The sequence below is a fragment of the Okeania sp. SIO2F5 genome (genome assembly GCF_010692685.1).
In the GTDB taxonomy this organism is placed as follows: Bacteria; Cyanobacteriota; Cyanobacteriia; order Cyanobacteriales; family Microcoleaceae; genus Okeania; species Okeania hirsuta.
This window is the reverse complement of sequence record NZ_JAAHGU010000005.1, coordinates 34,953-48,973: the sequence shown is the minus strand read 5'-3', so window position 1 is coordinate 48,973 and position 14,021 is coordinate 34,953. Positions and strand designations below refer to the sequence as shown.

General features: G+C 34.3%; 10 protein-coding genes. 5 read left to right on the top strand and 5 right to left on the bottom strand.

From position 1 onward, the window contains the following. Positions 1–765: 765 nt before the first annotated feature. Positions 766–1,539 (top strand): superoxide dismutase, encoded by a 774-nt coding sequence (locus F6K27_RS02855; protein ID WP_287274155.1) that lies wholly within the window; start codon positions 766–768, stop codon positions 1,537–1,539. Positions 1,540–2,283: 744 nt separating this feature from the next. Here the strand turns inward: F6K27_RS02855 and F6K27_RS02850 are convergent. Then, entirely contained in the window at positions 2,284–2,508 is a 225-nt protein-coding gene (locus tag F6K27_RS02850) for a hypothetical protein (RefSeq protein WP_287274156.1), read from the bottom strand. 393 nt (positions 2,509–2,901) lie between these two features. On the opposite strand from F6K27_RS02850, the gene F6K27_RS02845 reads away from it, so the two are divergent. Next, positions 2,902–5,007: a serine/threonine-protein kinase gene (locus F6K27_RS02845; protein WP_287274158.1), complete on the top strand. Its 2,106-nt coding sequence runs from the start codon at positions 2,902–2,904 to the stop codon at positions 5,005–5,007. Between the two features lie 597 nt (positions 5,008–5,604). On the opposite strand, the gene F6K27_RS02840 is transcribed toward F6K27_RS02845, so the two are convergent. Next, the gene (locus tag F6K27_RS02840; protein ID WP_287274160.1) at positions 5,605–6,165 is read right to left on the bottom strand and encodes a Uma2 family endonuclease; all 561 of its coding nucleotides are present in this window, start codon (positions 6,163–6,165) and stop codon (positions 5,605–5,607) included. Positions 6,166–6,371: 206 nt separating this feature from the next. Here F6K27_RS02840 and F6K27_RS02835 point away from each other — a divergent pair, with 206 nt between their 5' ends. Both F6K27_RS02835 and uvrA read left to right on the top strand, forming a co-directional pair. Then, the gene (locus tag F6K27_RS02835; protein ID WP_287274162.1) at positions 6,372–6,494 is read left to right on the top strand and encodes a hypothetical protein; all 123 of its coding nucleotides are present in this window, start codon (positions 6,372–6,374) and stop codon (positions 6,492–6,494) included. Positions 6,495–6,817: 323 nt separating this feature from the next. Further along, positions 6,818–9,775, top strand: a complete 2,958-nt coding sequence (gene uvrA, locus F6K27_RS02830) for an excinuclease ABC subunit UvrA (protein WP_287274164.1) — start codon at positions 6,818–6,820, stop codon at positions 9,773–9,775. Positions 9,776–9,790: 15 nt separating this feature from the next. Here uvrA and F6K27_RS02825 read toward each other — a convergent pair whose 3' ends face one another. From F6K27_RS02825 to F6K27_RS02815, 3 genes are all read right to left on the bottom strand, one after another. Continuing rightward, positions 9,791–10,273: a hypothetical protein gene (locus tag F6K27_RS02825; RefSeq protein WP_287274166.1), complete on the bottom strand. Its 483-nt coding sequence runs from the start codon at positions 10,271–10,273 to the stop codon at positions 9,791–9,793. 1,255 nt (positions 10,274–11,528) lie between these two features. Beyond that, the gene (locus tag F6K27_RS02820; RefSeq protein WP_287274168.1) at positions 11,529–11,714 is read right to left on the bottom strand and encodes a hypothetical protein; all 186 of its coding nucleotides are present in this window, start codon (positions 11,712–11,714) and stop codon (positions 11,529–11,531) included. A gap of 81 nt (positions 11,715–11,795) precedes the next feature. Next, a complete protein-coding gene (locus tag F6K27_RS02815; protein WP_287274170.1) occupies positions 11,796–12,584 on the bottom strand; it encodes a DNA cytosine methyltransferase in 789 nt (262 codons plus the stop codon). A 644-nt stretch (positions 12,585–13,228) separates the two neighbouring features. On the opposite strand from F6K27_RS02815, the gene F6K27_RS02810 reads away from it, so the two are divergent. Next, positions 13,229–13,441 carry a hypothetical protein gene (locus F6K27_RS02810; RefSeq protein WP_287274171.1) on the top strand — a complete coding sequence of 71 codons (213 nt, stop codon included), beginning with the start codon at positions 13,229–13,231 and terminating at the stop codon, positions 13,439–13,441. The last annotated feature ends 580 nt before the right edge of the window (positions 13,442–14,021 follow it).

Genomic DNA, 14,021 nt, shown 5'->3' with positions numbered 1-14,021 from the left:
AAGTCAGCATTGGAATAAACCTTTAAACATAAGCGCCTTTTACCCTCTGCCTTCCTTCCAGCAAAGTATAAATCCAAGGATTTATTGAGGTTGAAAAAAAATTAAATAGAAGTTGCTTTGACCAAAGTATAATATATTTTTCCGGAAATTTCACAGCTAAAATTATTGTAATTCTCTGTCTCCTCTCAATAATTTGGATTTGTTTTGCGAAAAGTCTATTGCTGTTAAAATTATGAGGTATAAAGATTAAAAAATATCATTAATTCCTGGCTTTTGAAATCATCAACTTACACCAAAGTAAGTTGAAAATTAGAGATGATATAATGTTCGTTTAATTAGTAATAAAAAACTTCCTTATTCTTTCCTCCTGACTCCTGACTGCTCCGTAGTTATTTATTAAGTATTCAACCGGGTATGAGAGACTGTTTGTAAAAGGAATATTGAATCCAGGCGTAGAGTGGGTTAGGCGACAATAACTATGAATCGTAACAAAATTTAACTTTCCGCCGTAACCCACCGAATATTAAGTACTCTGGCCGTCTTAATCTTTAGTTTATAAACACTCTCTGATATGAGAGTAAATCTGGAAAGTTTACGCTATAACATATCTGCTTGGAGGTACAAAAAACATGAAATAAAAAAAATTGTATCTCATAAATAATTTATTTCCCAACACAAAATACTCGAAATAATTTTTAGATTTCTATATCGGGTGCTATGGCTGTTAATATATTTTATATAAACTATTTTTATGAAAAACTAATAATGAACATTAATCGACGCAAATTCTTAATCTTAAAGAGTGCAACTTTAGGATCTATGGTTCTAAGTGCTTGCCAAACATCAACAGATCATTCTTCTTCATCCGTAACTCCTTCTACTTCAATAAATGATACTAAATCAGTGGAAAACTCTGGGGTTTTTCAACTAACACCTCTACCTTATGAATATGATGCATTGGAACCTTATATCGATCAAGAAACTATGCAGTTTCACCATGATAAACATTATGCTGGTTATATTAAAAATTTGAATGGAGCGATCGCTAAGTATCCTGAACTTAAAGAAAAAAATGCAGAAGATTTATTGCGTAGTTTGAATACTTTACCGGAGGATATTCGTACTGCTGTACAAAACAATGGTGGTAGTTATGTTAATCATAAGATGTTTTGGGAAATTATGACTCCTAATGGTGGGGGTGAACCTGAAGGAAAAATAGCTGCTGCTATTAATGAAAGTTTTGGTAATTTTGATAGTTTTAAGCAAAAGTTTAATGCTGCTGGTGGTGGTCGTTTTGGTAGTGGTTGGGTTTGGTTGGTTTTGGGTAAAGGCGGAAAGTTAAAGGTTACTAGCACTCCTAATCAAGATAGTCCTTTTTTGACTGGGGATTATCCGATTATGGGTAATGATGTTTGGGAACACGCTTATTATTTGAAGTATCAAAATCGTCGCGGTGATTATTTGAATGCTTGGTGGAATGTTGTTAATTGGCCGGAGGTTAATCGCAGGTATGAATTGGCGATCGCTTTAATTGCTTAGTAATGGTTACTTGCTAAAATCTGATTAGTTTATCGAATATTTAAGGATTGGATTTTTAGTTGAATCAATAGTCATGCGTAGGTGCAAACGACTCCTAATAAGTTAATAGTATCAAAATTTTTTTGGGGATGCAATGGTAATTTTTGCTGTTTTTTTTGGAGCTTCACAGAATGATAATTTTTGTGGTGAGGAGTTATCAGGTTAGGTGGGAATTATCGAATAGATATTGATTTGATTGATAATTTGAGAAATTTGGTGGTGATATTTATTTGATTTTTTATGGCTGAGAAGATGAGTTAATTTCGTGGAGTGGAAATTGTGGGAAGAGTAGGAAGCAATATTCCTTGGCAAGGTTGAGGCGATCGCTACAAAACAACCACATCTTTGTTTTTTAGATGCTTCACAGAATGATTTTTCTCTGGTTTTAAGTGAACCTTTATGTTCTGCTCTTTCTAGGAGTTTTATCTGCTGTTGACGATACGGCTGATGCCACGCTTCGCGATCGCTACAATCTCTTAATATCCTAATCTTACTTTCTTAGTTGAATAAAAAGTCATGCGCAGGGGCGAACAACCCCCACTAAGTTAATAGTATCACAATTTTTTTGAGGATGCAATCAGAAATCCTTCCGAGCGCCGATTTTTCAGGAGCTTCACAGGATGATGATTTTTGTGGTGAGGAGTTATAGGTGGGAATCATCGAATAGATATTTATTTGATAATTTGAGAAATTTGGTGGTGATATTTATTTGATTTTTGATAGCTGAGAAAATGAGCGAATTTTGTGGAGTGGAAATTTTGGGGAGAGTAGGGAGGGATATTTCTCGGCAAGGTTGAGGCGATCGCTAGAAAAAATAGAATTTTTATATAGAGCTTCACAGAATGAAAATCCTTGTAGTTTTTGGATAATAGATGGGAATAATAGAGAAGAGATTAATTTCATTATTAGATATTTAGTTGTTTGAGCCATTTGATAAATCAAATACAGAAATAGTAACTATTGCAACTCTAACCTTTGAACTTAGCTAACCTTCTAATAAGTAATTCCCTACCAGAAAAAATTATTCGATCTAATTGTAAATATACTCAATTAATTTAAAACTTATAGAATCAAGGGAAAATACTAATGCTCAAAGAAGCTTGCTAGGAATAGGAATTAGTCATCAAATTATTGGCATAATTAAAGAGAAAGCTAAAGTTGCAGGAGTAATAACTGAATATCTATGCAAGTTACTATATTTTTTCCATGAAATAGGTTAATTCTGTCAGATTAAAATTGTTTCCAATAACATAAAGCAATATTCCTCGGCAACCTTGGGAAAACCATTTTTTTAATTGCGTGAAAAAAAGTTAGTCACAGAATATGAAAAATTTTCCAGATTTTACTAATTACGGTTATCAAGTTAGCAAAGAATTAGGGTGTAATTTACAAGGTGGAAGGATTACATATTTAGCTTCCTCTATCACTTCAAATCGACAGGTTGTAATTAAGGAATTTAGATTTGCTATTGCGGATGGGAGTTGGTCAGCTTTTAAGAATTATCAACGGGAAATATCAGCTCTCAAACAATTGAAATATTCTCAAATTCCTTGTTATTTAGACTCTTTTGAAACTGAGTCTGGTTTTTGTTTGGTAACAGAATATATTCATGCTCCATCTTTAGCAGAAAGGCATATTTTTACTCCTGAAGAGGTGAAAAAAATTGCTATTTCTGTTTTAGAAATTTTGGAATATTTGCAAAATTTTCAACCACCAATAATTCATCGGGATATTAAACCGGAGAATATTTTAGTAGATGAAAATTTACAGGTTTATTTGGTAGATTTTGGTTTGGCAAGATTGCGAGGAGGGGAGTTAGCTTTGAGTAGTATTGCGGCAGGAACTCCAGGATTTATGCCACCGGAGGAAATGTTTAATCGACCTTTGACAACTGGTTCAGATTTATATAGTTTGGGGGCGACTTTAATTTGTTTATTGACGGGAACTAGAAGTGTGGAAGTTGATAGGTTATTGGATGAAGATTATCGGTTTAAGTTTGAAGGTTTGGTTCCTAATTTACATTGGCGTTTTACTCAGTGGTTAAGAAAAATGGTGGAACTTCATCAGAATAAGCGTTATGAAAATGCTATTTTGGCTTTGCAAGAATTAAAGGGAGTTCCTGTTGTTGGAGGTGGGGAAATTTTTACTTTTCCAGAGAATGAAGTTAAGGTAATTCAAAAATTTGTTGGCAGAAAAATTCCTGTTGTTGGAGGTGTTTTTGGAGCTGAGGAAATATTTGCTTTTTCAGAGGATGAAGTTAAGGCCGATAAAAAATTTGTTGGTGTTGTGGAAAATGGAGAAATATCTGCTATTGGTAGGGGGATACTTAAGGTTAATCAAAAATTTGTTGATGTTGTGGAAAATGGAGAAATATCTGCTATTGGTAGGGGGATACTTAAGGATAGGAAAAAATTTGTTGGTGTTGTGGGAATTGTAGTGATTATTGGTATTTTGGCTGGAAAAAGTATTGTCTCGTTGGGCAGTAAAAATATCAACTTAGTCGAGCAAACCCATGTACATAGAACTTCAGAAAATAATCCTTATTCTATAAGCACTTTAAGTAATAATTTTTCTGAACTTTTTTCACCACATATTTGTATTGGATCGTTGGAAAAAGAATGTCTTGCCTCATTTATAAACCAGGTTCAGACCACAGGAGAATGTATCAGGTGTGACCTTACTGGGGCGAATCTAGAAAATGCTAATCTTGAAAATTCTAGTTTACAAGGATCATTTTTAGAAAATGCTAATTTACGAAATACTAATTTAAAAAATGCTAATTTAACACTAACAAATCTTAGGAATACATCAATTAATGAGCAAACTATTTTGAGTCCTAAATGGCGTTTAGTTTGGAAAATTGTTAATAACAAATATCAGGATTTGAATCTAAAAAATGCCGATCTATCTGGTGCTTTTCTAGGAGGAGCAAATTTAGAAAACATAGACTTAGAGAGTGCTAATCTAGAAAATACTAATCTCTCAGATAGCATACTGGTTGGTGCAAACTTGAAAAATGCTAATTTAAAGGGTGCTAGGATTAATTCCTATCAATATATGGGAGACAAATCTCAATCTCAACCTCAATTACAGCACGTCAATTTAGAAAATGCTAACTTGGAATCTGTCCATCTAATACATTCGAGGCTACAAAATGCTAATTTACAGGATTCTAATTTACAGAAAGCTTACTTACATGAAGCTCACTTAGAAAACACTAACCTAAAGGGAGCTAATCTAGAAAATTCTTTGTTAGAAAGTGTTTACTTACAAAAAGCCAACCTAGAAAATGCCAATCTCAAAAATGCTAATCTCAAAAATGCCAACCTTACAGGAGCAAATATTAAAGGTGCTGATTTTACAGGTGCAAATCTAGATGGTGCTACTATGCCGGATGGGAGTACATATAATGGCAAAATAGATCAATAAATAAGTAGGCAAAATTAAATAGAAGATGATTTTTTGACAGATAAAAGAGAATAGAAACAAAGCAATTTTTCTTACCTTATTTTTTAGCTCTACTTACTTAGTTAGATAGATAAGAAAATTATCTAACTGCTGTTTCTTCAATACCTTACGGTCATTACAGTGGTTAAAATTATACCAAAATTAAAAAAAGTTAATTACATCTTAATTTATGATTTATTCGTACAATAAAAAAAAATATAAATCCCATAAATTCTAAAAATTAAACTTTTTTTCCCTCTTTTTTATTATGTTTTTCTTTCCCAGTTAAGTTTTCCCTATGTCGTGACTGTAGCAATATTTTATGAAATTGGTATTAGTTCTGGCGATAATCCTTCCTTCTGCCTTTTTTAATCAGTGGGATGACAAACCAAAAGATAATCAAATTGCCCCACTAAATTAACCAGAGATTTTTCCTATTTACAGGTAGAGGTAGGTTTAATTATACAAAAGAGAAATTACTGGGTAAGTGTTATGTCAGATTATGAATTTCTCAATACTAAAACTCACTCATAGATTACTTCTGACTTCTAACTTCTGACTTGCACGCAGCGCTATATCTCATCCTAATATTTCATCCACTTGAATATTAATATCTGGAAACCTTTGAACAAAAAAATTTTCACCACGCTCTAACTTTTGTACTTGTTTATAACTACTACCAATAGGTTGTCGATACACCTCCAAACATTCCTCATTAATATCTACCAACCAAACCTCAATTACATTATTTTCTGCATCAAGAAGAACTTTTACTTCACGGTCGAATTTAATCGTACTATCTGCTACTTCAACTATCAAAAATAAATCCTGAGACTGGGGATGCCCTGATTCATAAAAATCTGCTTTTATCTCCAACAAAGCTATATCTGGTTCTGGTTCAGAATAATTATCTAATTCAACTGGGTTTTGAACACTAACTAAAACTCGATCGCCTAACTTTTGAGAAAATAATCTATTTAAACGATTTACACAAGCTGCATGGTGACGACCTACTGGGGACATTTTGAGAATTTCTCCTCGGATTAGTTCTACTCGCTCATCTTCTTTCAGGATGCCTACTTCAGGCATTTTGTTATATTCTTTGACGTTAAATTGTCGTTTTAGCAGTTGGACTGACATGGCACACAAGTTTTTGAGAGTAGCATTCCATAGGAAAGCGGAATGGAGTTCTATCTCTGAGAAGCTATAATATTTTTAGTTGAAGAAAAAGTCATGCGTATAGGCAAGTAACCCCCAATGATTATTATGATATCAAAATTTTTACCAGGATGCAACCAAAAATCCTTTGACGCGCGAATTTTCCTCATGAGCTTTAGAGAATGAAAATGTTGGTGGTTTTTCACTGGGAAGGATATAGATGGAAAGATTTTGAGAACAACAAGCATATATTTATGGATGCTTCGCAGGATGAAAAAAATTCTGCCATTGCTTCTGGGGAAGATTCTTGAAAATCCTTTGACAGGGCTAATTTTTCTGGAGCTTCACAAGATGAAAATATTGGTGATTTTTCACTGGGGAGAGATGGATGGGAAAATTTCGAGAACAACAAGCATATATTTATGGATGCTTCGCAGAATGAAAATATTCTGGCATTGCTCATGGGGAAGATTCTTGAAAATCCTTTGACAGGGCTAATTTTTCCGGAGCTTCACAAGATGAAAATGTTGGTGATTTTCCACTGGGGAGAGATTGATGGAAAGATTTGATCGTGGGAAAAAATTTAGCAGTTCACCGATAATTGATAACTGATAACTGATAACTGATAACTGAAATGACCATCCGCATCCGAGGTGCTAGACAACATAACCTCAAAAATATCGACCTCGAATTACCACGCGATCGCCTAATTATCTTCACGGGAGTTTCTGGCTCTGGCAAATCCTCCCTTGCCTTCGACACAATTTTCGCCGAAGGGCAACGTCGCTACGTCGAATCCCTCAGTGCCTATGCCCGACAATTTCTCGGACAACTCGACAAACCAGATGTTGATGCTATTGAAGGATTAAGCCCCGCCATATCCATCGACCAAAAATCCACATCCCATAATCCCCGCTCCACCGTCGGCACCGTCACGGAAATTTACGACTATCTCAGATTACTATTTGGCCGAGCAGGAGAACCTCATTGTCCCATCTGCCACCATAATATTGCCCCACAGACCATTGATGAAATGTGCGACAGAATTATGGCTCTCCCAGACCGGAGCAAATTTCATATCCTAGCTCCCGTGGTTCGAGGCAAAAAAGGGACTCATCAGAAACTTTTATCTAGTTTAGCTGCTCAAGGATTTGTTCGTTTGAGGGTTGATGGAGAGGTCGTAGAAATTGCTGAAAACATCAAATTAGATAAAAATCGTACACATACTATAGAAATTGTTATTGACAGACTTATAAAAAAGCCAGGTATACAAGAACGTTTAGCAGATTCTCTAAATACTTGTCTACGTCAATCTACTGGAATTGCTTTAATAAACGTATTAAATGACACATCGGCAAAGATAGGGGCAGTGCCTACAAAAAATAAGTATAACCTAACTCCGGCAAAAATAGCAACTTCAGCTAATTCTAAATCTGACAATAATTCAGCTAATTCCAGTCAGGAACTAGAAGAAGAACTAGAAAATTCTCAGACTCAAATAGTATTTTCGGAAAATTTTGCCTGTCCGGAACATGGAGCAGTGATGGAAGAATTATCACCCCGACTCTTTTCTTTCAACTCCCCCTACGGTGCCTGTCCGACCTGCCACGGCTTGGGTAGTCTCAAACAATTTTCCCCAGAATTAATAGTACCCGACCCCAATGCACCCTTATATTCAGCGATCGCTCCTTGGTCAAATAAGGAAAATCCTTACTATTTTTCTCTGCTTTATAGTTTGGCTGAAGCTTATGACTTTGAGATAGAAACTCCCTGGAATAAATTGAGCAAGAAAGAACAAAAGTTAGTGCTAGAAGGTAGCGATGAACCTATCTGGATAGAAGCGAAAAATGGAGAAGGAGATTATCGTTATTATCCTGGAGTTATCCCGATTTTGGAAAAGCAATATGAGGAAACAGGTTCAGATTTAATTAAACAAAAATTAGAGCAATATTTAGTCAATCAAACCTGTGAAACTTGCCAAGGAAAAAGATTAAAACCAGAAGCACTTGCCGTAGAAGTAGGGCAATATAAAATTACCGATTTTACAGAAGTTTCTATTCAAGAATGTCTAGAAAAAATCAATAACTTAAAACTGAGCGATCGCCAGGCAAAAATAGCAGAATTAGTCTTGAGAGAAATTCGAGCCAGATTACAATTTCTCCTCGACGTTGGCTTAGATTATTTAACATTAGATCGAGCAACAATGACACTTTCTGGAGGAGAAGCGCAAAGAATTAGATTAGCAACACAAATTGGTTCTGGTCTAACAGGAGTTCTCTACGTTTTAGACGAACCAAGTATTGGTTTACATCAGAGAGATAACAATCGCCTCTTGCAAACTTTAACCAAACTTCGCGACTTAGGAAATACATTAATAGTTGTAGAACATGACGAAGAAACTATTAGAACTGCCGACCATATTATTGATATAGGTTCGGGTGCAGGAGTGCATGGCGGGCGAATAATTTCTCAGGGAAATTTTCAGACATTATTAGCAACAGAAGAATCACTAACAGGTGCTTATTTATCTGGCAAAAAAATTATTGCCACCCCATCCGAAAGAAGAACAGGAAATGGCAAATCTCTACTTTTGAAAAATTGTCATCGAAACAACCTCAAAAATATAGATATAGAAATTCCTTTAGGAAAACTTGTCTGTATTACTGGCGTTTCCGGTTCAGGAAAATCTACCTTAATGAACGAACTACTTTATCCAGCTTTGCAAAATCATCTCAGTCGTAATGTTCCTTTTCCCAAAGACTTAGAAAAAATTAAAGGATTAAAAGCAATAGATAAAGTAATCGTCATCGACCAATCACCTATTGGCAGAACACCCCGTTCAAATCCAGCAACTTATACAGGAGTATTTGATGTAATTCGAGGAATATTTGCCGAAACCATAGAAGCAAAAGCCAGAGGTTATAAACCAGGGCAATTTTCTTTTAATGTCAAAGGCGGCAGATGTGAAGCTTGTAGCGGACAAGGCGTAAATGTAATAGAAATGAACTTTCTCCCAGACGTTTATGTGCAATGTGAAGTTTGTAAAGGTGCAAGATATAGTAGAGAAACTTTGCAGGTCAAATATAAAGATCGATCAATTGCTGATGTTTTGAATATGACTGTAGAAGAAAGTTTAGAAGTATTTAAAAATATTCCTAGGGCAGCCAATAGATTACAAACTTTAGTAGATGTAGGCTTAGGTTATATCAAATTAGGTCAATCCGCACCCACACTTTCCGGTGGAGAAGCACAAAGAGTAAAATTAGCTTCCGAATTATCTAAGCGAGCAACAGGAAAAACTATTTATTTAATAGATGAACCAACAACAGGTTTATCATTTTATGACGTTCATCAGTTATTGAATGTTTTGCAAAGATTAGTAGATAAAGGAAATTCCATTGTAGTAATTGAGCATAATTTAGATGTGATTCGTTGTGCCGACTGGGTAATAGATTTAGGTCCCGAAGGAGGAGATAAAGGAGGAGAAATAATTGTGTGTGGAACCCCCGAAAAAGTGGCAGAAAATTTTGAGTCTTATACTGGGAAATATTTGCGGGAAGTATTGCAAAAGTATCCGTTAAAAAAGGAATAGGGAATAGGCAATAGTTCAAGAAGGGAAAATAGCAAATAAAATTAAACAGATAGTCAAAAACTTGCCAGAAAATTTTCTCGAATATCTGCTTTTTGTAGGGAAAAGTAGAGATTTTTGGAAGTGGAGCGAGCGCCTCTTATCTCCCCCTGACTGTTTGCCAGTTTTCTGAGCAGATAAAAATTTCACTTCTATATAGATAGTCGAAAATTTTTCAGAGACTTTTCCAGAAAATTTGTTCTTTCTAGAAGTAAGTAGAGATTTTCGGAAGTGGAGCGATCGTCTCTTGCCTTCCCCAACTTTTTGCCAGTTCTCTGAGGAAATGAAAATTTTACTTTCAGATATAGATAGCCGAAAATTTATCAGATAGTTTTCCAAGATATCTATAGAGGAAAGTAGATATTTTATGAAGTAGAGCGATCGCCTCTTGTCTCCCCTAAACTTTTTACTATTTTTCCTCAGAGATGGAATTTTCTCTCCTAATATTATAGATAGTCGCAAATTTTTTAGAGACTTTTCTAGACTATCTGGTCTACCTAGAGAGAACTAGATATTTTCTGAAGTGGAGCGATCGCCTCTTACCTCCCTCTCGGCTTTTTGCCAGTTTTCGGAACAGGTTAAAATTTCATTCCTATATTCCTATATATAGATACTTGAAAATTTGTCAGATACTTTTCCAGAATATCTGCTTTAGCTACAGGGAAGTAGATATTTTTTGAAGTGGAGCGATCACCTCTTACCTCCCTCTCGACTTTTTGCCAGTTTTCGGAACATATAAAAATTTCATTCCTATATATAGATACTTGAAAATTTGTCAGATACTTTTCCAGAATATCTGCTTTAGCTACAGGGAAGTAGATATTTTTTGAAGTGGAGCGATTGCCTCTTGCCTCCCCTCAACTTTTTACCAGTTTTCGGAACAGATGAAAATTTCACTTTCATATATAGGTAGTCGCAAATTTTTCAGAAATTTTTCCAGAATATCTGGTCTACCTAGAGAGAACTAGATATTTTTTGAAGTGGAGCGATTGCCTCTTGCCTCCCCTCAACTTTTTACCAGTTTTCGGAACAGATGAAAATTTCACTTTCATATATAGGTAGTCGCAAATTTTTCAGAAATTTTTCCAGAATATCTGGTCTACCTAGAGAGAACTAGATATTTTCTGAAGTGGAGCGATCGCCTCTTACCTCCCTCTCGACTTTTTGCCAGTTTTCGGAACAGGTTAAAATTTCATTTTTATATATAGATTTTCATTCCTATATATAGATACTTAAAAATTTGTCAGATACTTTTCCAGAATATCTGCTTTTTCTACAGGGAAGTAGATATTTTTTGAAATTGTTATTCTGTGAAGCTCTAGTAAAGATATATGCTTGTTTTTCCCTCATCAAATCTTTTCATCCCTCCCTCCTCAGTGGAAAACCACAAATATTTTCATTCTCTTAAGCTCTAAAAAATCGCGCCTCAAAGGATTTTCGGTTGCATCTCCACAAAAATTGTGATATGCTAAAAACTATAAGGACTTGTTTGCCCCTGTACATGATTTTTTATTCAACTAAATTTCTTGGCTAAATATCATAATCACTTCAGCAAATTGCTTTCTAACTTCTCCCACTCATTACATCTCCAAAAAAATTAAAATTATTCAGAAGCAGACAAATTTTTATCTGTAAGCCAAGAGCAATATCTATCAACTTTCATCTCAAACTCATCCTAGATAAATTTACTTTAAATATCCAGTGATTAATTTCCTTTTCAATCTAAATTTTTATCTGGCATCAAAAATGCAGTTACCAAAGCAATAGTACCCCCCAATAACCCCCAACCTAGCCAAATATTAAAATTCCTACCTCTACTTTTTGCCACAAAAGCAGCAGCAGTACCAATAACACAATGCAAAATCATTAATATCCAGAATAATTGCCAGTTAATTTCAGTCATAATTTTTTTCAAGTATCAGTTATTTGAGAATAAGGACCTAAAAATTTTTCACCATCAAAATGAATTATATGGTCTGGTGCATCAGCTTCTCCCATCCGGCAATTTTATCCGGTGCATATCGCCAGTAGGAGCCGAAATATTTCGACAAGTTAAAGTTCTCGCAGGTTTATCTAAATATAAGTCGCGAGGTTGTTTACAACTAGAAGCTTTTTCATACTTTGCCACATATTTATCCATATTTGGAGTGAGAAATTTTGACTCTGGAGACGCGTGCAATGCCATTTTTTCCAAAGCTTCTCCAACAGTAACTTTTCTGTCTAAAACTTGAGGAAATTTAAACTCACCTTTATGTCCAACAACTATTACTCGTTGACGATTTTGAGGCACGCCAAAATCAACAGCATTTAACAATTTAACTTCAATAATATAACCCAAAGATTGAAGTGCTTGAGTAATTTCATCCAAATACCATTTATTTCGATAAAGCAAACCTCGTACATTTTCAAATAACCAAATTTTCGGCTTTAATCTTGCCACTGCATTAATAAAAATAGGAAAACCATCTCGCGAATCTTTCAAACCCTTTTGCTTTCCCCCAACACTAAAAGGTTGACAGGGAGGACCGCCAATTATTACATTTGCCGGAGGTAATTCTGTTTCAGAAGAAAGAGTAATTTTAGTGCAATTACCTTTGAGATTTTTATTATAAGTTGCACAACAATCGGCATCCATTTCAAAACCATAAGTTTGAAATCCCTGGGCTTCAAAACCGAGAGATAAACCACCACATCCAGCAAATAAATCTATAGCTAAATTAGTTAGATTAACAGATGGTTTAAGTAAATGATTGATTTTTTCTATGTAATTCATAAATCTTATGCAAATTATTAGAATGCTTGTGTAGAATACATAGGTAAAATTAATTAAGAAAAAAGGGTTGATTTTTATGATTTTCATACTAAATATGCTGATAAAAAGGTACTAATTAACTCTCTATAAGTCTATCACATCCTACTTTATCATTGCAATAAAGCTCCGATATCAACATAATTTATATTAGTTTATTTTTGATTTTTTGGAATTTTTAATAAATATATTTAAATATATTTATTACTTAGTTTTCCCTTTAATTGTTAGCAGTTAATATCCCAATAAAAAAGTCATTAATTGTTTATAAATAGCAATTTTTACGCTTAAATAATTATTGATTTAACTATAATTTATCAGGTGATTTATGATAATAAATTGTTGTTTTATTAATAAAAAAATGCTATTTTTTCCTGATACTATTTTCAATTAACATATCCTCTCAAAGATTTAATTCTATATTCATATTTCAAATGTAAATGCTATATACCAATAATAAATAACTTGAAATTGGAGATTTTTCTATAAAATCTTAATCTGCCTTCCTCCTAAAATATTACATCTGCTAGATATGAGATTTGCCAAAATTAATAAAAAGCGTTATATACTTATAAGTCAATTTATGATTAAACAATAAATAATTAACAATGTCAGAAAATCAACAAGAAACTTGCCCAGTCTGTCTAGTTAAAATAGTAGATGGAGATCGGGTGTTATTTTCTTCTGGACCACCTGGTATTAAAGCAAAGTTATGGGCTCGTGTTTGTCAATATGCTCAAAGACAAGGTTGTATAAATCAAGATCTAGATGAAGTTGGAAAGGTCAAATCTGAAGATTACTATAACCCTGAGATTTCCTAGCATCTTTTCATTTTTTCTTCTAACTTACTTGTTCTTTATAAATAGGAAAAACAGAGGCCATTATTAAAATAAAATTGTTAATTAATTCGCTTAATTAATATATTAAGAGTCAATATGTTACCAAAAATATATAAGGTACTAAATCCCTGTATCTTAAAAATATATAAGTAAGAATAACAAAATTCTTAAGCTTAACATATCTTGTGGTAGAAATCAGATATGATTTCTATCACCCCTTGAGTTTTTGATAGATTTTTCTTACCTTATAACCCTTAATTTTGATTTTTGATTTCTTACTTCCGTGAAGTAGTAAGCGCTACGCAAATACGCTCTTGACATTCCTTTGTTCCCTCACAGGAGTGCCCATTACCTCTGTTAGTAGGCATTCCCATGGCGAGGTTTGCTCGCCGGGTTCCGAGTGGTTGCCTCTGTTGAACCCCGCTGGGTCCCACCCCTATTCCCATATCCGGTGTTCCCTTACAACCTACATTTATTGTCAAACGCCAAAAAACGTAGTGCTATACAGAAATAAGAAAGGAAAGGACAAGAAAAGAAAGGCAGCTTTGCTAAAAAAAAGGGG

What these genes read in the sequence shown, in the direction of transcription:
- F6K27_RS02855 (WP_287274155.1), top strand. Translation starts at nt 766, where the DNA reads ATGAACATTAATCGACGCAAATTCTTAATCTTAAAGAGTGCAACTTTA.
- F6K27_RS02850 (WP_287274156.1), bottom strand. Translation starts at nt 2,508, where the DNA reads ATGGCTCAAACAACTAAATATCTAATAATGAAATTAATCTCTTCTCTA.
- F6K27_RS02845 (WP_287274158.1), top strand. Translation starts at nt 2,902, where the DNA reads ATGAAAAATTTTCCAGATTTTACTAATTACGGTTATCAAGTTAGCAAA.
- F6K27_RS02840 (WP_287274160.1), bottom strand. Translation starts at nt 6,165, where the DNA reads ATGTCAGTCCAACTGCTAAAACGACAATTTAACGTCAAAGAATATAAC.
- F6K27_RS02835 (WP_287274162.1), top strand. Translation starts at nt 6,372, where the DNA reads ATGTTGGTGGTTTTTCACTGGGAAGGATATAGATGGAAAGATTTTGAG.
- uvrA (WP_287274164.1), top strand. Translation starts at nt 6,818, where the DNA reads ATGACCATCCGCATCCGAGGTGCTAGACAACATAACCTCAAAAATATC.
- F6K27_RS02820 (WP_287274168.1), bottom strand. Translation starts at nt 11,714, where the DNA reads ATGACTGAAATTAACTGGCAATTATTCTGGATATTAATGATTTTGCAT.
- F6K27_RS02815 (WP_287274170.1), bottom strand. Translation starts at nt 12,584, where the DNA reads ATGAATTACATAGAAAAAATCAATCATTTACTTAAACCATCTGTTAAT.
- F6K27_RS02810 (WP_287274171.1), top strand. Translation starts at nt 13,229, where the DNA reads ATGTCAGAAAATCAACAAGAAACTTGCCCAGTCTGTCTAGTTAAAATA.